This is a genomic window from Paraclostridium sordellii, from assembly GCF_000953675.1.
GTDB classification, from domain to species: domain Bacteria; phylum Bacillota; class Clostridia; order Peptostreptococcales; family Peptostreptococcaceae; genus Paraclostridium; species Paraclostridium sordellii.
In genome coordinates this window covers 2,310,234-2,332,232 of record NZ_LN679998.1, presented here as the reverse complement: position 1 = coordinate 2,332,232, position 21,999 = coordinate 2,310,234, and the positions used below count along the sequence as shown (strand labels likewise).

At 25.3% G+C, this 21,999-nt stretch carries 25 protein-coding genes and 1 riboswitch; of the genes, 22 read left to right on the top strand and 3 right to left on the bottom strand.

Annotation, left to right across the window (positions count from 1 at the left end):
* Window positions 1-66: 66 nt before the first annotated feature.
* Window positions 67-249, top strand: a riboswitch (cobalamin riboswitch).
* A gap of 208 nt (window positions 250-457) precedes the next feature.
* The 7 genes from ATCC9714_RS11210 to ATCC9714_RS11180 all read left to right on the top strand — a co-directional run bounded on the left by ATCC9714_RS11210 (window position 458) and on the right by ATCC9714_RS11180 (window position 5,028).
* Window positions 458-1,198 (top strand): energy-coupling factor ABC transporter permease, encoded by a 741-nt coding sequence (locus tag ATCC9714_RS11210; protein WP_054631352.1) that lies wholly within the window; start codon window positions 458-460, stop codon window positions 1,196-1,198.
* Entirely contained in the window at window positions 1,170-1,475 is a 306-nt protein-coding gene (locus tag ATCC9714_RS11205) for an energy-coupling factor ABC transporter substrate-binding protein (protein WP_021125997.1), read from the top strand. Before ATCC9714_RS11210 ends, ATCC9714_RS11205 begins: the two co-directional genes overlap by 29 nt.
* Window positions 1,469-2,149, top strand: a complete 681-nt coding sequence (gene cbiQ, locus ATCC9714_RS11200; protein WP_054631354.1) for a cobalt ECF transporter T component CbiQ — start codon at window positions 1,469-1,471, stop codon at window positions 2,147-2,149. The genes ATCC9714_RS11205 and cbiQ overlap by 7 nt, the downstream gene beginning before the upstream one ends.
* Before the next feature lie 9 nt (window positions 2,150-2,158).
* Window positions 2,159-2,962, top strand: coding sequence for an energy-coupling factor ABC transporter ATP-binding protein (locus tag ATCC9714_RS11195; RefSeq protein WP_021125995.1), 804 nt, complete (start codon window positions 2,159-2,161; stop codon window positions 2,960-2,962).
* Between the two features lie 211 nt (window positions 2,963-3,173).
* Window positions 3,174-3,587, top strand: a complete 414-nt coding sequence (locus ATCC9714_RS11190; protein WP_057545316.1) for a flavodoxin domain-containing protein — start codon at window positions 3,174-3,176, stop codon at window positions 3,585-3,587.
* 134 nt (window positions 3,588-3,721) lie between these two features.
* A complete protein-coding gene (locus ATCC9714_RS11185; RefSeq protein ID WP_021125993.1) occupies window positions 3,722-3,901 on the top strand; it encodes a hypothetical protein in 180 nt (59 codons plus the stop codon).
* A gap of 344 nt (window positions 3,902-4,245) precedes the next feature.
* Window positions 4,246-5,028: a lysozyme inhibitor LprI family protein gene (locus ATCC9714_RS11180; RefSeq protein ID WP_021125992.1), complete on the top strand. Its 783-nt coding sequence runs from the start codon at window positions 4,246-4,248 to the stop codon at window positions 5,026-5,028.
* Between the two features lie 79 nt (window positions 5,029-5,107).
* Here ATCC9714_RS11180 and ATCC9714_RS11175 read toward each other — a convergent pair whose 3' ends face one another.
* Complete coding sequence (locus ATCC9714_RS11175) at window positions 5,108-5,290, bottom strand: DUF6440 family protein (protein WP_054631356.1); 183 nt, start codon at window positions 5,288-5,290, stop codon at window positions 5,108-5,110.
* 207 nt (window positions 5,291-5,497) lie between these two features.
* Here ATCC9714_RS11175 and ATCC9714_RS11170 point away from each other — a divergent pair, with 207 nt between their 5' ends.
* From ATCC9714_RS11170 to ATCC9714_RS11125, 10 genes are all read left to right on the top strand, one after another.
* The gene (locus tag ATCC9714_RS11170; protein ID WP_057545314.1) at window positions 5,498-6,610 is read left to right on the top strand and encodes a M20/M25/M40 family metallo-hydrolase; all 1,113 of its coding nucleotides are present in this window, start codon (window positions 5,498-5,500) and stop codon (window positions 6,608-6,610) included.
* 267 nt (window positions 6,611-6,877) lie between these two features.
* Complete coding sequence (locus ATCC9714_RS11165) at window positions 6,878-7,462, top strand: hypothetical protein (RefSeq protein ID WP_057545313.1); 585 nt, start codon at window positions 6,878-6,880, stop codon at window positions 7,460-7,462.
* A gap of 119 nt (window positions 7,463-7,581) precedes the next feature.
* Window positions 7,582-8,478 carry a D-alanine--D-alanine ligase gene (locus tag ATCC9714_RS11160; protein WP_057545311.1) on the top strand — a complete coding sequence of 299 codons (897 nt, stop codon included), beginning with the start codon at window positions 7,582-7,584 and terminating at the stop codon, window positions 8,476-8,478.
* A 209-nt stretch (window positions 8,479-8,687) separates the two neighbouring features.
* A complete protein-coding gene (locus tag ATCC9714_RS11155) occupies window positions 8,688-8,906 on the top strand; it encodes a FeoA family protein (protein ID WP_021128029.1) in 219 nt (72 codons plus the stop codon).
* Between the two features lie 23 nt (window positions 8,907-8,929).
* Window positions 8,930-10,831 (top strand): ferrous iron transport protein B, encoded by a 1,902-nt coding sequence (feoB, locus tag ATCC9714_RS11150; protein ID WP_077065688.1) that lies wholly within the window; start codon window positions 8,930-8,932, stop codon window positions 10,829-10,831.
* Window positions 10,832-10,856: 25 nt separating this feature from the next.
* On the top strand, window positions 10,857-11,177 hold the full coding sequence (locus ATCC9714_RS11145) for a DUF2325 domain-containing protein (RefSeq protein ID WP_021128027.1): 321 nt from the start codon (window positions 10,857-10,859) through the stop codon (window positions 11,175-11,177).
* Window positions 11,178-11,366: 189 nt separating this feature from the next.
* A complete protein-coding gene (gene pdxR, locus ATCC9714_RS11140; protein WP_021128026.1) occupies window positions 11,367-12,839 on the top strand; it encodes a MocR-like pyridoxine biosynthesis transcription factor PdxR in 1,473 nt (490 codons plus the stop codon).
* 307 nt (window positions 12,840-13,146) lie between these two features.
* Window positions 13,147-14,325 (top strand): PAS domain-containing sensor histidine kinase, encoded by a 1,179-nt coding sequence (locus ATCC9714_RS11135; RefSeq protein WP_057545309.1) that lies wholly within the window; start codon window positions 13,147-13,149, stop codon window positions 14,323-14,325.
* 26 nt (window positions 14,326-14,351) lie between these two features.
* Window positions 14,352-15,062, top strand: a complete 711-nt coding sequence (locus ATCC9714_RS11130) for a LytR/AlgR family response regulator transcription factor (RefSeq protein WP_057545307.1) — start codon at window positions 14,352-14,354, stop codon at window positions 15,060-15,062.
* 120 nt (window positions 15,063-15,182) lie between these two features.
* The gene (locus ATCC9714_RS11125; RefSeq protein ID WP_054631363.1) at window positions 15,183-16,400 is read left to right on the top strand and encodes a GHKL domain-containing protein; all 1,218 of its coding nucleotides are present in this window, start codon (window positions 15,183-15,185) and stop codon (window positions 16,398-16,400) included.
* A gap of 58 nt (window positions 16,401-16,458) precedes the next feature.
* Here the strand turns inward: ATCC9714_RS11125 and ATCC9714_RS11120 are convergent, their stop codons facing one another.
* On the bottom strand, window positions 16,459-17,313 hold the full coding sequence (locus ATCC9714_RS11120) for a GGDEF domain-containing protein (protein WP_057545305.1): 855 nt from the start codon (window positions 17,311-17,313) through the stop codon (window positions 16,459-16,461).
* 139 nt (window positions 17,314-17,452) lie between these two features.
* Complete coding sequence (locus ATCC9714_RS11115) at window positions 17,453-17,668, bottom strand: LexA family protein (RefSeq protein WP_021125969.1); 216 nt, start codon at window positions 17,666-17,668, stop codon at window positions 17,453-17,455.
* Between the two features lie 200 nt (window positions 17,669-17,868).
* Here ATCC9714_RS11115 and ATCC9714_RS11110 point away from each other — a divergent pair, with 200 nt between their 5' ends.
* The 5 genes from ATCC9714_RS11110 to ATCC9714_RS11090 all read left to right on the top strand — a co-directional run bounded on the left by ATCC9714_RS11110 (window position 17,869) and on the right by ATCC9714_RS11090 (window position 21,995).
* On the top strand, window positions 17,869-18,675 hold the full coding sequence (locus ATCC9714_RS11110) for a RelA/SpoT domain-containing protein (RefSeq protein WP_021128021.1): 807 nt from the start codon (window positions 17,869-17,871) through the stop codon (window positions 18,673-18,675).
* Between the two features lie 120 nt (window positions 18,676-18,795).
* Complete coding sequence (locus ATCC9714_RS11105; RefSeq protein ID WP_021128020.1) at window positions 18,796-19,467, top strand: PspA/IM30 family protein; 672 nt, start codon at window positions 18,796-18,798, stop codon at window positions 19,465-19,467.
* A 95-nt stretch (window positions 19,468-19,562) separates the two neighbouring features.
* Entirely contained in the window at window positions 19,563-20,240 is a 678-nt protein-coding gene (locus ATCC9714_RS11100) for a hypothetical protein (protein WP_057545303.1), read from the top strand.
* On the top strand, window positions 20,240-21,097 hold the full coding sequence (locus ATCC9714_RS11095; protein WP_057545301.1) for a hypothetical protein: 858 nt from the start codon (window positions 20,240-20,242) through the stop codon (window positions 21,095-21,097). Before ATCC9714_RS11100 ends, ATCC9714_RS11095 begins: the two co-directional genes overlap by 1 nt.
* A gap of 388 nt (window positions 21,098-21,485) precedes the next feature.
* Entirely contained in the window at window positions 21,486-21,995 is a 510-nt protein-coding gene (locus tag ATCC9714_RS11090) for an ATP:cob(I)alamin adenosyltransferase (RefSeq protein WP_057545299.1), read from the top strand.
* Window positions 21,996-21,999: the final 4 nt, after the last annotated feature.

Genomic DNA, 21,999 nt, shown 5'->3' with positions numbered 1-21,999 from the left:
AATAAAAATTTAAAAATAATAGAGGAATTTAGAACTATTTATAGTATTATATATACATGTGATAAATTGAATAAAAATATTGTAGGTTTTTATAGATAAAATTAATAGGGAAAGAGGTGTAATTCCTCTGCAGCCCCCGCTACTGTAAAACGGATGAAACTTTCAAATACCACTGTGATAATTATTACGGGAAGGGAAAGGAGTAAAGTGAAGTTAAGCCAGGAGACCTGCCTATAATATATTAAGTTAGTTTCTTCGGGGTGAAGGAAAATAATTGATAAAATAATATCTTGACTTAGTACAAGTGTAAGTATTATTTAATATGTCATTAAAACCCTAATCTAACGATTAGGATTTTTTTATGTAAATAAATTTTTCTATATACACCTAATAGCTTTTTATTAATTTATCACAAAAATTGATAAAAATTTAATAAATTGAAAAGAGAGGTATTAACATGAAATTTTTACCACTATCAATAGTAGCAGGTGTACTATTAGTAATTTTAAATCCTATGACTTCAAGTGCTATGCATATCATGGAAGGTTACTTACCAGTAAAATGGTCAATATTTTGGACCGTCGTATTTATTCCATTTTTTATATATGGATTAAAATCAATAAATACCATAGTGAAAAAAGATCCTAAAAAAAAGGTATTATTAGCTTTAGCAGGAGCATTTGTATTTGTATTATCAGCTCTAAAAATACCATCATTAACAGGAAGCTGTTCACATCCTACAGGAGTAGGTTTAGGAGCTATATTATTTGGCCCAGCAGTTATGGCTGTAATAGGAACTATAGCTTTATTATTCCAAGCTATATTATTAGCTCATGGAGGGCTTACAACACTAGGAGCTAATGCTTTTTCAATGGCAATAGTTGGACCTATAGTATCATATTTAATATTTAAGTTTTGTAGAAAAAGAAATATGAATATGGGAGTGTGTATATTTTTAGCAGCAGCATTAGGTGATTTAGCTACATACACTGTAACAGCTACTCAGTTAGCACTAGCATTTCCAGATCCGGCAGGTGGAATCATGGGGTCTTTAATCAAGTTCTTAGGAGTATTCTTTATGACTCAAATACCAATAGCAATAGCTGAAGGTTTACTAACTAACCTAGTATATAATCTAATAACACAAAATGATGAAGGAGTGGAAGAAGATGAGTTTAAATTCGAAAGCCAAAACTAAAGTTAGAAATAAAAATTTACTACTATTAATTTTAACAGTAATACTTATAATAACTCCTTTAATATTAAATGCTACTGCAGAGTATGGTGGAGCTGATGGAGAAGCTGAAGGTTTAATAAGTGAAATAAGCCCACATTATGAACCATGGTTTAGTAGCTTATACGAACCACCAAGTGGAGAAATCGAAAGTTTGCTATTTTCTACTCAAGCTGCTATAGGAGCTGGGTTCATAGGTTATTACTTAGGTGTTAAAAAAGGAAAAAAGAGTAAATGCTAGAAATAGATAAATGTGCTTATACAAATTCTATAAAAGATGTGAACCCTATATTTAAATTTATAGTAGCATTTATATCTATGACAGTTTCTATACTTACAAATAGTATAAGCTTGCATTTATTAATAATATTAATTTTGACTATTTTGATTGTTTTTTTAGCAAAAGTGGATATAAAGCTATACATAAAATGCTTGAAGATACCTATATATTTTTTATTAATAGGAACTATACTTAATTTGATTAATATATCATTTGAATCTAAAGATTTTGTATTTAATATAAAAATATTAGGATTATATATAGGAACTACGAAATTTGCAATTGATAATACTATGCATATATTACTAAGAGCACTTAGTTGTATTATATCTATTTATTTTTTAATACTCACAACACCATTTAACCAATTGATAATTATATTTAAAAAATTACATTTTCCAGATGTATTAATAGAGCTAATGATCTTAACATATAGGTTTATATTTATATTTTTAGAAGAAGTAAAAGATATATATAAATCTCAGCAGTTAAAGTTTGGATATATCAATTTAAAAAATTCATATAATTCAACTGCATTACTTATAAAGGTTTTATTTTTTAGAATGATGAAAAAATATGAAGATATGAGTATAACATTAGATATTAAGCTTTATAATGGAAAATTTCATATATAGGAGAAAATCATGTTCAAGACAAGTAATTTAACATATAAGTATGAAAAACAAAATAAGGCTTTAAATAATATGAATTTAGATTTCTCAAATGGGAATATGATTGGAATCATTGGGGCTAATGGAAGTGGGAAGTCTACTTTATTTATGAACTTAATGGGTATATTAAAACCTACACAAGGACAAGTCTTTTATAAAGGTAAAGAGTTAACTTATAAAAAGAAAGATTTGAATAATTTAAGAAAAGAAGTAAGTATAGTTTTTCAAGACCCAGATAAACAAATATTTTATTCTAGGGTATATGATGATGTTGCTTTTTCTTTAAGAAATTTAGGGATAGAAGAAAGTGAAATCAATGAAAGAGTAAAACAAGCTTTAACGTTGGTTAATTCTATAGATTTAATAGATAAGCCTGTGCATTTTTTAAGTTATGGACAAAAGAAAAGAGTTGCTATTGCATCAGTAATAGCTATGAATAATAAAGTTGTTCTATTAGATGAACCAACAGCAGGATTAGATCCAGAAAGCACTAAAGCTATTGTTAAAATTTTAAAAAATTTATGTAAAGAAGGTATCAAAGTGGTTATATCTAGTCATGATATGGACTTGATATATGAAATATGTGATTATATATATGTTCTTAGTAAGGGAAGTATAGTTATAGAAGGAAATTGTATTGATGTATTTAAAGAAGTCGAAACTATACAAGCAGTAGGACTAAATATTCCTTGGCTCGTTAAAGTACATAAAAATATGAATCTTCCTCTTTTCAAAAAGGAAGAAGAACTATATGAGTACTTTAATAATTTGAGATGATATTATTATAAAAATAGAAATTAAAAAGAGGTTATTACTTAAGTAATAACCTCTTTTTTAAAAAAGTATAACACATAAGTCTTTTAAATTATGAAATAGTGTATATATTTTATAAAAATGTTGCATAAACAATTAAAATAATATATAGTATATCATATAAGGAACTTAATGAATAAATAATACATACTATATATTATTGGAGGTAATAATTATGTGTACTTTAATAGCATATGGAAGCAATAATGGAATAACGAAAAATTTGGCAGTATCATTAGCAGAAAAGATAGACTCAGAAGTTGATGTAAAAAACACTAAGTATAATTCATCTTTTTATTTAGATAAATATGAAAATATATTAATAGGCATAAACTTAGTAAATGGAGAAGTTTCTAAAGAAATAAGAAAATTTATAGAAAATAATATAGAGGAATTTAGATTTAAAAAATTAGGGGTATTTACTATAAATAAAGATGAAAATCAAATAGATTCAATAAGACAAAGCTTACCAAAAGAATTTAAAGACCTTTTAGAATTTAAAGAACATTTTGATAAAAATGATAATGAAAAAATTTATGGATTTGCAGATGTATTAAATAACAACTTAGTTGAAGATTTTATTAATTAGACTTAGAATACAATTAAAACATAAATATAATACTTAGGAAATCACCAGATAGATCTATCTGGTGATTTTTTAGTTTTCAAAAAGGGTATTATATACTATAGTAGAATTAACTATGTTTTAAGGAGAGAAAAAGAATGGGAAGATTATTAGAATTAAATATGGAATCAGATGCACTTGAGCTTGCAAGAAATTTTTGCAGAGATAATGACCTTATGCTTTTAAGTAACAACATTGAAGATAATAGTTTACTTGTTATGGATAGAAGTTGTAATACAAAAAGAATATATATAAAAGATGGAGAATGGGCTCTATAATAGTTTTAAATACTTTATATTTAATTTACCAAAGAATAAGGGCAAGTGAATGCATGGAAAATTCACTTGCCCTTATTTATAGAAAACAAACGATGATTATTGAGTGTGTTAGAAAAGTTTATTTTCTATATAGGATATTATAACATAAATGAAAAAAAGTATTATGTAATTGTAAAAAATATAATAAATATATAGATATATTTATTATATAAACTTATTAAATAGATATAAAATAGTAGAGATATACTGGGTTTTATATATAGTAATTCATTTTAAAATATACAGGATAACGAGGCTGTGTTATTATACTTATGGGAGAAAAAACATATAGAGGGGGCGAAAAAATGTTTAAAAGGTCAATATTTATATCCTTAATAGGTGGATTATTACTATTTACTGGATGTGAAAATAAATCATCCTCATATGAAAAAATGATTGAAGATGGTAAAATAGCAATTGTAAATAATGATTATGAAAAAGCTGAAGGGTTATTTGATTTAGCATTAGAAAAAAACTCAAATGATAAGGAAGCTAAATCATTACAAGAGCAAACACAAAAGTTAATACAAGCTAGTAAATTAAAGGATGAAGGACATATTGAAGAAGCTAAAAGAATATGTGATGAAATAGATGGCATGTATAGTAAATCTGATGTAGTTAAAAAACAAGTTAGTAAATTAAAGGAAGAATTAGATATTATAACTAAAAACGATATATTAGATAAAAGCTCTGAACATAAAAGTGAATTAAAAGATAAGCACAGTATACTTGCAGATAAAAGATATAAGTATATAGGAAAATTAGAAGAAATTCAAAATGAAATCAATTCATTTTCTCAAAACTATTCAAATAATGCTGATATGATTGAAGGCGAAGCTACTGCATTAAAATTATGGGATGATGAACTAAATAAAATATATGGTGAAATAAAAGAAAATACACATCCAAAAGAAATGGAGATTATAAAACGTAAACAATTAGAATGGATAGAGTATAGAGATAAAGAGGCCAAAAAAGAGTCGGAAAAAAATGGAGATGGTTCTTTATCTGGAGTTGTATATAATTCTACATTAGCTCGACTTACAAAAGAAAGGTGTTATGAGCTAGTTAATACATATATGAAATAAATATAAAATATTTAAATTAATACATTGTGCTAATTAAAAGATTTTTAACTAGCACAACAAATTAATTTATAATATTAAACTACTTATTTACAGGAGAAATAACTACATTTCCTTTGCTATCTAATAAAGGTGTCAAACCAACACCTTGACCGACACAATAAACTAAATAGTTAACTCCGGTATCCTGATCAACTATTATTTTTATTCCAGAAAAACCAAAACTTTGAATATTTTTTAAAGTAAATCTTTCATCGTTTTTCACTAAAGACTCCTCCTTTTAAAGTTTAGGCTATATCTGTATTATATTCCTGTATAATTTAAAAATCAATATTACTATATATTATTGAGTTCCAGACTAAATAAAAAGTAAGGTAAATTTACCTTACTTTTTTTATGGAAAGGTTTTAATGTAAAGGATATAATAATGTATAAATAAAATTTAAAATATTACGTATATAAGGGGAATAATATGGTTAACAAGGAAAGAATAGTAAAACACTTTATAGATATGGCTATGATACCGTCACCTAGCTATAAGGAAAGAGATATGGCAAACTATTTAATAAAAGAGTTAAAAAAATTAGGATTAGAAGTGTATGAAGATAGTACCGGGGAAAAAATTTTAGGAAATGCGGGGAATGTAGTAGCAGTTTTAAAAGGAAATAAACCTAAAAGATTATTAATATCAGCACATATGGACACAGTAGAACCTTGTGAAAAAATAACACCTATAGTAGAAGACGATATAATTAAAACAAATGGAGATTCAGTACTAGGAGCAGATGATAAAGCAGGTATAGCATCTATATTAGAATTGATAAGTATATTAAAAGAAAATAAGATAGAACACCCAGAAATAGTTATTGTATTTAGTGTTGCAGAAGAATGTGGACTTCATGGGGCTAAAAATATTGATTTATCTAAATTTGGGAAATTTGATTATGGTTATATATTAGATGCAGGAGGAGATCCAGGTATATGTTACAATAAAGCACCATATGCAGCAAATGGAAAATATATTATAGTAGGAAAATCATCACATGCAGGATTAGAGCCTGAAAAAGGGGTAAATTCATTTATAGTCTTAGCAAAGGCGATAAATAAATTAAAACTTGGAAGAGTAAATGAAAATACTACATGCAATATAGGTGTTGTAAATGGAGGATTTGCAACTAATATAGTTATGCCTAGGATAGAAATATCATTTGAAGCAAGGAGCCTATATGAAGATGAATTAGAAAGATTACTAAAGAAAACAGCCCATACATTAGAAGAAACTTGTAAAAAATATAAAGCTGAATTCATAAATAATGTTTATAGAGGAAAAACTAAAGGTTATGAATTAAGTGAAGACCATGAAGTTATAGAAGTATTTAAAAAAAGTGTCGAAAATTTAGGATATGAATTTAAGCTTAAATCAAGTGGTGGGGGTAGTGATACCAATATTTATAATATGAAAGGAATACCATCTGTAAATATTTCAATTGGAATGGAGAATATTCATAGCACAGATGAATTTATAAAGATAGATAGTTTAGTCAATACATCTATGTTACTTGTTGAACTATTAAAAAATTGTTAGGACTATATATTTAGATATAAAATTCAAATCCATGGGATAGTTTAATTACTTTTCATGGTTTTTTTTATAAAAATTAACTGCTAATATTGTAGGGTAACTGATTGTATTCAATATTTGTACAAATAAAAATAATATAAGTATAAAAAATTAAAATATATAAGTAATCTAATTATTTTTGGGTAAGAAATAAATATATAAGTTATATAATTGATAATATAAAATAGGGAAATGTTAATTATAATAAGAGTATGTTAAGGAGGTTATGTTATGACAAATGAAAATGATAAAACAAAAAAATCTTTAAAAGAGCTAGAAGAAAGAGCTAAAGAGTTAGAAAAAAGTACAAAGAAAAAACTAGAGAGTATAGAAGAGGATATAAAAGAAACTTTAGAAGAGTCTGATAGAGAAAGAGAAGAAATAGTAGATGAGTTGATGACACCTCCAGATGAATACATTGAAAAAGATAATGTATGCGAAGAAAAAAATGATTCTGAAGAGATAGTTGAAGATTTAAAATTAAATTCAGTATTTTATGATCAAGGAGAATTTAAATATGAAAAATGTAAAATAGTAAAACATTTAAATATTATATCAAAAATTGTATTAGTACTAGCTGTAATTTCTGCTATTATACTAGCGATGCAAAAACAAGTTATAATGAATCCTTTTGGAGGGTATGCAGGATATGAATGGCAACCTATAGCTTTATTATATGGGGTGTTAAGTGGATTTAGTGGATACATATTTTACACAGTACTCAATGCTTTAGCTAACTTAGTTGAAAATATTGACAAAAATAGACAATTAAAAGAATTTGAATTAAGAAAAGACATGGAAGATTTCGATATATAAACCACAAAATATTAAAACTAAACTATATGTGGTACTTTAATATATAACTCACAAAGCATATACTATTTATATAATAAATAATAGATAATAATGACATCAAATAAATAGGAGTGAGATATATGAAAGTTGCAATAATAATGGGTGGAATATCCTCAGAGAGAGAAGTATCTTTAAAATCTGGAGAAGCAGTTTTTAATGGAATAGATAAAAATAAATATGATGTTGTAAAAATAGTTTTAGATAGTAAAAGAGATATATTTACTAAAATAACAGATGATATAGATTTTGCATTTTTAGCTCTTCATGGAAAATTTGGAGAAGATGGATGTGTACAATCTATATTAGAAGCTATGGAAATTCCATACTCTGGGTGCAGTCCATTAACAAGTGCATTATGTATGGATAAAAATATGACTAAAAAAATATTAAGAGATTCAAATTTACCAACAGCAAAATGGACAGTAGTTAGAAATATAGAAGAAATAGACTATGACGAAATAGAGGAAATAGGATATCCTGTATTTATAAAACCAAATAGTGGTGGGTCTAGTGTAGCTACATTTTTAGTAAAAAGAAAAGAAGATGTTTATGAAGCTGTTAAAAAAGGATTAGAAGTTGATGAGTGTGTAATGATAGAAAAATATATAAAAGGTGGAGAATATACATCATTTATACTAAATGGAGAGGTATTTCCTACAATATCTATAGTTGCAAACTCAGAATTTTTTGATTTTGAGTCAAAATATAATAAAAATGGAGCAAGAGAAGAAGTTGTATATTTAGATAAAGAACTTCAAGAAAAAGTAAATGATATATCTAAAGGATGTTGGAAAGCTTTTAACTGTAAAGCCTATGTAAGAGTTGATGTAATAATAAGTGACGGGATACCTTATGTATTAGAGCTTAATACATTACCAGGAATGACTGAAACTAGTTTAATACCAAGAAGTGCAAAGGCTAATGGATTAGGATTTAGTGATTTAATAGATAAAATAATAGAATATTCTTTAAATTAATATTATTTAAAAATTAAAATAAAGTTTAAAACAATTGATTACTAAAAATGAACTCTAATTATTAGAGTTCATTTTTTTATAAAAAATAAAAAATAATATACTTTTAATTGTTGATAATAATTATCAAGTATGATAATATTGAAATATAATGATAATCAATATCAAATGGTGAATAGAAACAAAAGATGGGGAAAAGGGGGAGATTTTTAATGGATATTACACAAATGAATGTTGGAAGTGAAGGAATTGTAGATTATATACTTGGTAATAGCGCTTTTACTAAAAGGTTATTATCCTTAGGATGTATTGAAGGAACTACTATAAAGATAAAGAAGATAGCTCCACTTGGAGATCCTATTATAATAAATTTTAGAGGATTTGACATAGCAATTAGAAAAAAAGAAGCAGAATCTATAAAAATAAAATAATAAGTAATACAAGGGGTGCAATTATGATTAATGTAGCTTTGTTAGGAAATCCAAATGTTGGGAAAACAACTATATTCAATGCAATTACAGGCCTTAAACAAAGGGTAGGTAACTGGCCTGGAGTAACTATAGAAAAGAGAGAAGGCAAATTAGGTGAAAGTATAACTATTGTCGATCTACCTGGTATATATGCGATGGATACATTTTCAAATGAAGAAAAAATATCTAAAAATTATTTAGATAAAGAAAAAATTGATGTAATTGTTAATATAGTTGATGCGTCTAATATATCTAGGAATTTATACTTAACAACTCAGCTTATGAGGTATAAAAAACCTATAGTATTAGTTTTAAATATGACTGATATAGCCAAGCAAAAAGGTATTGAAGTTGATGCTAAGAAACTAGAAAAATCACTAGGTGTAAAAGTAGTACCTATGATTGCTAAAAAAGGTGTGGATTCAAAACTTTTAGAAAAAATTATTAAAGAAAGTTCAGATTCATTATTTTTATACAAAGATTATCCACATGATGAAGATGCTACATATAAAGAATTAGAAAAAGTTTTAAAAGAATGTACAAACATAAATAAAAGTAACAAAGAAACTCTAAGTGAAAAAATTGACTCTGTAGTTTTAAATCCAATATTAGCGTACCCGATATTTATAGGATTGTTATACACACTATTCAAATTTACTTTTGATTGGGTCGGAGGGCCATTACAGGAATTTTCAGTAGGAGCAATTGAAAATTATATACAAGGACCAGCAGGAGAACTTTTAGCAAATTCTAGTCCTTGGTTTAATTCATTAATAGTAGATGGAATTATAGGAGGACTTGGAGGAGCATTACCATTTTTTCCATTGATATTTGCTCTGTTTTTAGGAATTACACTACTTGAAGATAGTGGGTATATGGCAAGAATAGCCTTTTTAATGGATAAAATAATGACAAAAGTTGGATTATCAGGAAAAGCTTTTATACCAATGGTTATGGGAATGGGATGTTCATCACCAGCTATAATGTCAACTAGGACTCTAGATAGTGAACAAGATAGAAAAATAACTGCACTTATAGCACCACTTATGACATGTGGAGCTAAACTACCAATATACGCTATGTTTGTAGCTATATTCTTTCCTAAAAATGCAGCATTAGTTACAACATCATTATATCTAATAGGTATTGTTGTTGCTATAGGTGTTGCAATGTTTATAACTAAAAGTCAAAATTCTTATTCTACAGCACCGTTTATAATAGAACTTCCTAAATACTCTATGCCGACTGTAAGTCAATTACTTAAAAATACATGGAATAAATCTAAAGGATTTTTAGTTAGAGTTTGCACTATAATGTTTGCTATGTCTATTGTTATTTGGGGATTATCTTCATTTAATTTTGGTGGATTTACATCTGAGATAAATGAAAGTTTCTTAGCTAGTATTGGCAAGATTGTATCTCCTTTATTTGCTCCTCTTGGATTTGGAGATTGGAGAGCAGGAGTATCAATAATAACAGGGCTTTCAGCTAAAGAAATTGTTGTAGCTACAATGAAAATACTTTATGGAGATTTAAATACAGTATTACCAACAATGTTCACAGGAGTAACAGCATATGGATTTTTAGTATTTAGTGCACTATACACACCATGTATAGCAGCACTTGCGACTATGCAAAAAGAATATGGAAGTAAAATGACTTTAATATCATTTTTGTATCAATTTTTTATTGCTTGGGTAGGAGCTTTTTATGTATATCAAATAGGAACATTAATAACATCTGGATTTATAATTAGCAATGTTATTAATTTAATTTTAGGGTCTATAATAATTGTTGGTATATGTATATTTATTTACAAGAAACTTCAAAAACTAAATTTAAATAATGAAATAAAAACAAAAAATGAATTAAAAGCGGTTATATAAAATAGTATGGGTAAAAGGTGATTATATGAGTGTATTAATTTTAGGCGGACATGAATGTATGGAAAAAGATTATAAGAAAATGTTAAGGGCTAAAGGGTATAATACAAAGATATATACAAAAATGCCTTCTGGATTAAAAAAAAGAATTGGAAATCCAGATGCAATAGTATTATTTACTTCTACAATTTCTCATAGTATGGCAGAGATGGCTATAAATGATGCTAAAAGAAAGAATATACCAGTTATAAAAATAAGAAATAGTAGTAAAGTAGCTCTTAATAGTTGCATAGAACAAATAGATAAATGTTTATTAAATTGCAGTGAATGTAAGTATAGAAAAAGCTAGTCAAGGACTAGCTTTTTCTATATTTATGTTTATCCATATAAAGTATTAAAAAATTTTAATATTAATTTTAGATAACTTTAATTTTAAATATTTAGAATCACTTATTTTTAAAATGGAAATTACATTAAAAAATTGGTATTATAATAAATATATTTTAGATTTTAAATAAAACTCTTAAGAGGTGATAATTTGTTATTTTCAGATTTAAAATTAAATGAGGATGAACCTATATATATACAAATTAAAAATTATATAGATGCTATGATAAATAAAGGTTTGATACCCAATAATAGCAAGCTCCCCTCGACAAGAGAGCTGAGTCAATTTTTAAATGTAAGTAGGAACTCTATTATTTCTGCTTATGAAGAACTTAAGTCGGAGGGAATAATTTACTCAGTTTCAGGAAAGGGTACATTTGTAAATCATAAAAATATAATATCTAAAAACTCATGGAATATAAATTTTGATTTGCTAGAAAATGAATATAGTAAAATTGCAAATAAAATGGATATTGTAAAAAGTGAAATTCCATGGAGATCAGATTTAATATCTTTTAAAAGCATATCTCCAGATGGAGAACTATTTGATATAGATGAAGTTAAAAAGTCATTTTTAAATCGAATATCATTAGAAGGACATAAAATTTTAAATTATGGTTATGCAAAAGGATATAAACCATTAATAGATTATCTTTTGAGTTATATGAATATAAAAGGTGTAGATACTAGTAATAAAGATATATTAATAACAAATGGATTTACAGAAGGTCTTGATATAATATTATCTTCATTTACTGAAAAAGGAGATTATATAATTTGTGAGAATCCAACTCACAATACAGCTATTAAAATTTTTAAATCATTAGGTCTAAATATTATAGGAATTGATATAAACAAAAACGGTATAGATTTTAATAAATTTAAAGAAGATTTATATAAAATAAAATTAGATAAAAGTATAAAAATAAAATTTGCATATATAACGCCATCATATCATAACCCAACAGGAATAGTTATGAGTCCAGAAGATAGATATAAATTTTATAATATTATGAAAGAAAATAATATAGCTATAATTGAAGATGGATTTAATGAAGAATTGTTATACACAAGTTCTCATATATTCCCAATTGCATCTTTAGATAATTTAAATAATGGAGTAATTTATATAGGTAGTTTTTCAAAAATACTATTTCCAGGAATTCGTATTGGATGGATATTATGTGATAAAGATGTTATAAAAAAATTAGAAAGTGTGAAAAGGTGTAAAAGTATACATGTTTCTTTTTTAGACCAAGCTATTTTATATGATTATCTAAGCAATGGTGCATTTGATAAGTATGTAAAAAAAATAAGAAAATTTTATGGTGATAAGTTTAATTTTGCATATGAATGTGTACAAAGATATATTCCAAATGAATACATTCTAGGAGAAGGGGGATTACACATATTTATAAAACTAAAAGATTTAGATTCGAGAATCGTATTAGAAAGATGCTATGAAAAAGGTGTAATATTTATGCCTGGAGATATATTTTATATAGGAGAAAATGGAAGAAATACACTTAGATTAGGAATTTCAAGAGTATCGATGGAAAATATGGAAAAGGGTATAAAAATAATAGGAGAAGTGGTAAAAGATTTAATGAAATATAAAAAATAGGTGATTGTCTAAATTTTAGATAATCACCTATTTTATTAAATATATATAGCCATAATTATCTAGTTTATAAAATAATAGGAAAGTATGTGGAAGAAATTGTAAAAAAATATAGTGTTAATATATGCTAAAATCATAAAGAGTAATTGCCGATATTTAAATACAGAATATTGTTAAATGTTTGATTTACAACTAAAAAAAGACAATTCACTACGAAATACGACTAAATAAACCTTTTATTTTGTATAATATTGTTAAGGGATAAACACTATATTTACTCAGGGTAAAATGATTTAAAGGAGTGGGGACTATGAATAGCAACTTAGAGGAAATAATTAAAAAAGATGAGTATTTAGTGGAGAATGAAACTTTAAATGCTGTATTTTATAAAGATTTATATGGTAGATATATTTTTTGTAATAGAGAATTTTGTAAATGTTTAGGATTAGTTCCAAATCAAATAATAGGGAAAAATGACAAAGAAATATATGAGCTAATAAAACCTTTTAATATACTAGAAATTAAAGATAATGAAGTTATAAGCTGCAAGAAAAAATTAGCCTACCAAAGAGATATATGTTTAGACAATAATAAAATTATTAATTTGGAAATAACAAAAACTCCAATGGTAGATAGTCAAAATAAAGTTTGTGGAATAGTTGGAGTGGTAAGAGAAATTGATAGCCAAAAAAATGTAGATGAGGAGATTGAAAAATTAAGAACTGATTTTTTCTCAAATTTATCTCATGAATTAGGAACTCCTATAAATACTATTATGAGTTCCCTACAATTATTAAGTTATAATATAGATTCGATGGAAAGTGTAGATATAGAGAAAATAAAGTATATAAATGATATAATAAGAAAAAATGGACTTAGATTATTAAAATTAACTAATAATTTAGTATATGTTACAAAATTAGATGCAAATGAAGTTACTTGTAATTTAACTAAAAATAACATAGTAGGCTTTATAGAACGTATATGTATGAAAGCATCTGAATTTTGTAAAAGTAAAGGTATAGATTTAGTTTTTGATACAAATGAGGAAGAATATATAGGAAAATTTGATTCTAATATAATAGAAAAAATTCTTCTTAATTTAATATCTAATGCAATAAAATATAATAAAAAAAATGGGAGAATTGAAGTTTTATTAATTTGCGAATATCAGAGTATAACAATAAAAGTAAAGGATTATGGAGTGGGAATTCCAAATAGGGATACAAAACGTATTTTTGATAAATTAAGCTATGTTGATGATAGATTAGTTAAATTAAATGAAGGCAGTGGTTTAGGTTTATATATAACTAGCACTTTGGTTAAAATATATGGAGGTAGTATATCTGTAGATAGTTTGCTAGGAGAAGGTAGCGAGTTTACTGTTAAACTTCCATTTGAAAAAATAAATGAAAGTAGTAATCTAGATTTTAGCCAGATATGTAGTGGATTTGACCCTATTAGCGTAGAATTTTCTGATATATACTAAAAGTATTTAATATAGGGGGTAAAAAGTTGAAAATAGCTATTTGTGATGATGAAAAATTATATAGAATAAAAGTTAAAAAAAATATATATAAAACATTTAAAAACTTAAAAATAGACGGTAAAATATTTGAATATGAGTCAGGAGAAAATCTATTAGAAGACATTGAAAAAAAACAATTTGACTTAATAATTTTGGATATTGTCATGAATGATATGGATGGAATAAATACAGCTAAAGAAATTAGGGAAATAGATAAAAAAGTCTGTATAGTTTTTTTTACTAATTACAATCAATACGCTATACAGGGATATGGATTAAATGTATATAGATATTTAATTAAAAACTTAGATGAAGAAAAAATAAGTGAAATAATTTCTAATATTTATGAAGAAAAAAAATTTAAAACTATAGTTTTAAAGAGCCAGAAAGAAGTTATAAGTTTTGATTTAAGTAGTATTTATTTTTTTGAAGTAAATAATAGAATAATAACTATGCATTATGAAATTAACAGAGAATATAAAACTAGAGAGTTTTATGGGAAATTAGATGATCTTGAGCTTCAATTAAAAGGAGAGAGCTTTTTTAGGAGTCATAGAAGCTACATTGTTAATATAAAAAAAATAAGAAAAATAGTTTCAAGGGAAATATTTTTTGATATATTGCCAAAAGCAATAGTAAGTAGAAGTAGATATTTAGAATTAAAAAGAACATATATGGACTATAATATTGCAATTTAAACTTACCGAAGTAGGAGGTAGAATTTTATTGTTTACATAGCAAGCATAATAGGTTTTATAGTTTTTATATACTATAGTAACTTAATGTGTATTAAATTAACGTACAAGGATATTGCTGCCATGTTAAGTATAATAATACTTCCATTTTTAGTTCATTTAATAAATATGCATAATACATCGATGTATATATCTATATCTACTACAATTTCTATAATAATAGTTTGTATATATATATTTTACTTTCGTATTAAAAGTAATATTATACTGATGGGATTTACCATATTAAAATATTCTTTGTACGGAACTTTAATAGCATATGTATTAAATCAAATTATATTTAGAGAAGGTATAGTATTCATATATAGTCAAAGAAATATTACTAATAATAATTTTGAATTAGATATTATAATATCATTAATATCTATTAGTATATTTATATTTATGGAATACAAGTTTATTCGAGATAGAATAAAAAATAAATATGTATACTTAAATAAGCAATATAGATATTCTATTTATGCAACAATAAGCTATTGCATAGATAATATATTTATTTCTTATTTTATACGATTGATTTTTAGTGAAAAATATTCTACTAATTTGTTTGTATATGTAATTGTGTATGCAGTTATAAGTGAATTAATAATGGAGAATATACTTGTAAAAGCCGAGCTTTCATATACGAAATATAATCTGGAGTGTATAGAAAAACAGTTAGATAATCAGGTTAATCATTACAAAATTTATAACAACTATATAAAGGGTATAAGACGTATATCACATGATATAAAATGGCATAAGGAAATATTAAAAAAGCTTATGAAAAATAAACATTATGATGATGCTCAAAAATTTGTCGATGGGCTAGATGAATACATAGAGTCATATGAGTATAACAGTATATGTGAGAATGTAGTAGTTGATTCGATTATAAAGAATACCATTGAAATCTGTAAAAGTGATAATATAAATTTTTCATATAATATTTCAATAGGCCAGGATATAATTATTAAAAATATACATTTATCTATAATTTTTAATAACTTACTAGATAATGCAATTGAGGCTTGCAATAATATCCAAAATAGAGAAATAAATAAATATATAAACTTAAATGCAAAAGTCGTAAATGGAAATCTAGTATGTTCTATTGAAAATTCTAAAATTAATAAAGTTGAAGTAGATAAACATATGAAGTTTAAAACATTGAAAAAAGATAAGATAAACCATGGAATTGGTATAGAAAATTTAAAAATTACAATAAGCAAATATGATGGGATTATAGATTTTATAATAAATGAAAATTCATTTAAAGTAAATTTTATTATACCACTATAAAAGTGCTAATTTTTATAAAATTTTATTATAGAAACTAGCACTTAATTTACTGTAAAAATTATTCTGTTTTTTTAGATTCATATAAGTTATGATCTACTAATGATAGAGCATCATGTAAATTAACTTTATCATTATTTAAATGAGTAACTCCAAAACTACAAGATACATGTATCTTTTGATTTTCATAAATAAAGTCATGATTTTCAATTGTAGATTGTATATGTTCAATTAGTTTATTAGATTCATACTCTGAAATATTTTCAATAACCGAAATGAACTCGTCACCACCATATCTACAAGTCCAGCCGTTTAAATTACTTACACAAACCTTAATTAAATTAGCAACTATTTTTAATACATAATCACCACAAAGATGACCATATGTGTCATTTATATGTTTGAATTTATTTATATCGGCCATTAATATACTAAGAGAGAAGTCAGAGTTGGATAAACATTTTAAGGCTGCAGGAAGATGTTCATTTAAATATCTTCTATTAAAAATATTTGTAAGGTCATCTGTTATAGCAATCATGTTTAGTCTATGTATTTCACTTTTAAGTTCTTCTATGGTTTTTCCATTATAAATTGAAAACATTGTATCATTAGTAACTTCTTTAATAAGTTCAGCGACATATATTTCATTATTTATATTAATAGGAGCAGATATTATCATATATAACTTATCATCTAAGTGTTCTAATTTGGAAAAAGATGAATTTTCATTTAATGCTCTCATAGAAATACAGTTAGAACAAGCTTTGCCATTTTCCCAGAAATCAAAACATTTATGATTTTCGCTAAAAAACATATTATTTTTAAAATTTATAATTTTTTTATTTTTAGGATCCACAATTCTTTGTATTAGGAAAACATTATCTAATATATTGAGACTATTTTGTATAAGTGGCAATAAAACTTCACTTCCTTTCTGTAAGTAATCTTATTAATAATTATAAGGTCTTAAAAAGCTATTTGCAAATTTAAACTAAAAACTTAATATAAAAATAAAAGGAAGTTGATTAACTTCCTTTTATTTTTATATTAAGTTTTTAGTCTAATACTATTATAGACCTAGGTTGCTTAGGTTTCCTTTTTATATAACCTAATTTCTCAAGTTTTTTTAAGTGACAAAAAACTGTTGATGATGAATTTAAATTAACACCCTTGGCAATTTCGCGGATAGAGGGAGAGTATCCATTTTCACTAGTTGAATATTTTATGAAATTTAGAATCTCAACTTGTTTATAATATAAATTTGAATACATATACAAACCTCCTCGTATTAATTTAAATATATGTAATTTTGAGTATAAGATAACTATAGAATACCATATTTAGATAAAAAAATCAAACATATGTTTGGGTAATGATAAGCTTGAATTTATAAAAAAATATAATATATTTAAAAATAATAAATTTGATATATAATAATAGATGAATTAACATCCAAAGTGAGGAAAATACAATGTTAAAAAAAGAGGAATTTTTAAAAAAGTATAAAATTAGCGATAAAGAATTAATAGAAATTGGAATAGATTGGAAGGATTTAGAAGAAATTTATGAAGATTTTATGATTTATAGAAAAAGCTATGAGACACAAGCTGAATTAATAGCTACAATTCTTAGAAATCATCCAAAAGTTCATTCTGTAAAAACAAGAGTAAAGGATCCGGATCATTTAATAGAAAAGATAATTAGAAAAGTAGAAAATAGACGAAAAAAATATGGAAAAAACTTCAGTTTTACAGTTGAAAATTATAAAAATGAAATTACTGATTTACTAGGAATAAGAGTTATACATATATTTAAAGAAGACTGGGAAGAAATACACAGCTTTATAACTAGAATGTGGAATGTTTTAGAAATTGTTTCAAATGTAAGAGAAGGAGATAATACTAAAAAATTTGAAGAACTTGGAATAGAAGTTTGTTCAAGAATTTCAGGATATAGATCTGTTCATTATATAATAGAGTCTTATCCAACTACTCAAAAAATGATAGCGGAAATACAAGTTAGAACAATTTTTGAAGAGGGTTATGGAGAGATAGACCACCAATTAAGGTACTCTCATAAACAAATACCAGAAGTACTAGCACAAAATTTAATGCTCTTAAATAGAATAGCAGGGAGCTCAGATGAAATGGCATCATTGATAAATGTATTGAGTAAAAGTATGGAAGATGCAAAAAAGGAATATGAAGAAAAATTAAGAGAAAAGGATAAAGAGATAGAGGAATTATTAAAACTAGTTAATGAAAAAGATAAAAAATAGTAACAAATTCAAATAAATGTGGAAAATACTAGGATTTATGTTATCATATATATTAATAATTATTACAATAAAATTGAATTTAATTTAAACCTTAATTATATGAATGGAGATGGAATGTAAATGGGATTTTTTAAAAGATTAAAAAACGTAGTAGAAGCTAAAGCTAATAAAGCGATAGAAAAACATGAAGACCCTATTGAAATGTTAGAATTATCTATAAATAAAAAAGAAAAATTACTTCAAGAGGCTAAAAAGCAATGTGCAACTTTCATAGCATCAGTAGATAATATAAGAAATGAGAAAAAATCTCTAGAAGAAAAAATAGAGAAGTATGAACAAGCTACAAAAGCAGCTATATTAAAAGAAGATAATGAAAAAGCACAAAGTTTTGTTAAACAAAAACTAGAAATACAAGATAAATTAAATCAAACTGTGGCTAGAATAGAAGCTCAAGATAAGAAAATACAAGAAATAAAGTTTAAGATAGATGAATTAGAACTTGAGATATCTAAAATGAAATCTAAAAAACAAGAGTTAGCAACAAGACTTGATGTTGCCGAGATAAATAATGAAATAAATGAGACATTATCAGGTCTTAGCGATGATCATGGAATAAACTTAGATGACTTAGAAAAGAAAGTTCAAGAAAAGGAAAGTTACGGAAAAGCTTTAGAGGATATGAAACCTAAGAATGAAGATGATATGCTTGATGAATATATAAATGATTCTCCAGTTGTAGAGTCTAAAGTAGAAGATGAATTAGAGAGAATAAAAAGAGAAATGAATAAATAAATATAAAAGCTACCTAGGTAGATGGTCAAAGGCTATCTACCTTGTTTGTGTTAACTAAAATGATTTATATAAGTACAGCTAAAGGGAGGTATATTATGAGTGAAAAAATTTTAAAGGAAAAAAATAAGTATGATAAGATGTATACTGATTTAATGTTTGCAGTAAATGACTTAAAACAAATATTAACTGATAAAGAACTTAATAAAAGAGTTTTTATAAGAAAGGTATATGATTTAAGCGATTATATTAATTTTCTAGATAATTTAGAAAAGGAAGAGAAAAGAGAAGATAAGGGGTTATTTTCTAAAATTTTTAAAAAGAAATTAGATGTAGATTCAGATATACAAGCTTATTTAACTAGAGATAAAAGGGAATCTATAGGAAAGTTAGATAGATGTATGAAATGTAAATGCATAAACTGTGTAAGTGAGTGCTGTTTTAATAGATGTCTAAATTGCAGGGAATTAGAATATACTTATGAATGTGATAAGTCTCAGTTTGTATTTACAAAATCAAGTGATACTGTAACCTTATACAATGAAGATGAGGAATTTAAATTTGATGTAAAAGGATATTTAATAGAAAAGCATGAAGATGATTCTTTAAGTAGATATGTTTATTTAGTAGATATCAATGATAGTGACAATCAACAGTTATTAGAGTATTTTAAATTTAAAGGGGAGGAAAGCTATGATTCTGTAATTGAAGATGATGATTCTAGCAATTTAGATAGACTTTATGAAAAGTTTATAGAAATGGGGTTAAATGTTTAATGAAAAATATTAAAAAAAATATTATACTTTTTTTTACTTTATTCATATTTACAATAACATGTGCACTTACATTTACGGTAGACAAAGCTTATGCTAGTTCTGATTACAATAGTAAAAATACTGGAGAATATAAGGTAGCTTTAGCGAAATCTTCTAGAAGTTCAAGTAGTTCCAGCTCAAAGTCAAGGTCGAGTAGCTTTAGCTCAAAGCCAAAGTCAAGTAGTTTTAGCTCAAAGCCGAAATCGAGTAGCTTTAGTTCAAAATCAAGTTCAAGTAGTTCTAGTAAACCAAAAGCTACTTATACAAAACCTAAATCTACAAGCAATAGTAAAGTTGATTCAGGAGGGTTTACAACAAAACCAAAATCAAATACTACAAAAAGTAAATCTGAGGATAAAACTAAACCAAAGTCAGGTATAACAAATAAAAAACAAAGTACAACAAAACCAGATTCAGGCAGTTTCACAACGAAGCCAAAATCAGACACTAGTAATATAAATAAAGATTCAACAAGTAAAGGTTCCTCCAATAATGTAACTAAACCTAAAAAAAGTACTACAAAACCAGATTCAGGTAAATTTTCAACAAAACCAAGTACAAAACCTAAAACAAAGGAAAATGATAATAGTAAATCAAGAAATAAAAATTACGATGACTATGGAAGTAGTGGAAGAAGGATGTATATGCCACGTAGTTATGGTGGAGGATTCTTTGGATTTGGGGGATATAATCCATTTAGATATATGGGATATAGAATGGGAGTTAGTCCTATAATAACAGATATAGTTATGGTAATAACAGTAGGAATAGTATTATATATAGTTATAGATTTTATAAAAGGAAGAAGAAATAAATAAAAAATATTTGTAACTGATTAAATTTAAAAATTTGGGGAATATATACTACGCACCAATTTATATATTTACATGTTGGATAATTAAATAATTGGATTGTGTATTTGTTAAACTCAATAACAAATTAGATGTAATTCTAATATACCCAAGTAAAATATAACAAATTTATAAAATAAGAAAGTAGAATTAAATTAAGTCAAAATACTAATTGTTAATATTCTCTTAAGATTAGAAAAAAGCTAAAATTATTAAGATTTGAAGGCATACTCTTAAGAGTGTGTCTTTTTACATAAATAGCTTTAATTTCATGCTACAAAGTTTTACATAAAGGAGGATTTTTTTAAAAAATATTGAAGTATATATTAAATAAATTATTGAAAGGAAGTAGTAAATGTCAAAATATTTAGCATATCCATTTTTATATGATGATTCTAGTGATTTGAGATGTGATTTTGAAATCTTTACTGATGAAATTTCAAGTACAATTGGACTTTTAAGAGCATTTGTAGATGATAAATCATTAAAATATGAATTAAGTAAAATAAATGAATTAGTATATCACATGAATGCATCTCTTAGAACCTTTGTAAGTATTACAAAAGATGAATTAAAATGGATAGAATCAAGAACTGTATTTTATAAATCTGAAATAGAAGGAAGAATTAATAAGTTTGTTATACCTGAAGGATGTATTTGTGCTAGTTATGCGCATATTATAAGAACTAAGTTTAAAGCACTAGTTAGGTTGCTTTATAGATATAAAGAACAAGGTAATGAAGTAGATGAACTATTATTTGACTTTGCAAATTTACTTTCAGGTTACTTTTTTATACTTGCTCTAAAGTTCAATAAAGATGAAGAAATTAAAGAAACTGAATTTATAAGTCGAAATTATAAGTAAGGAG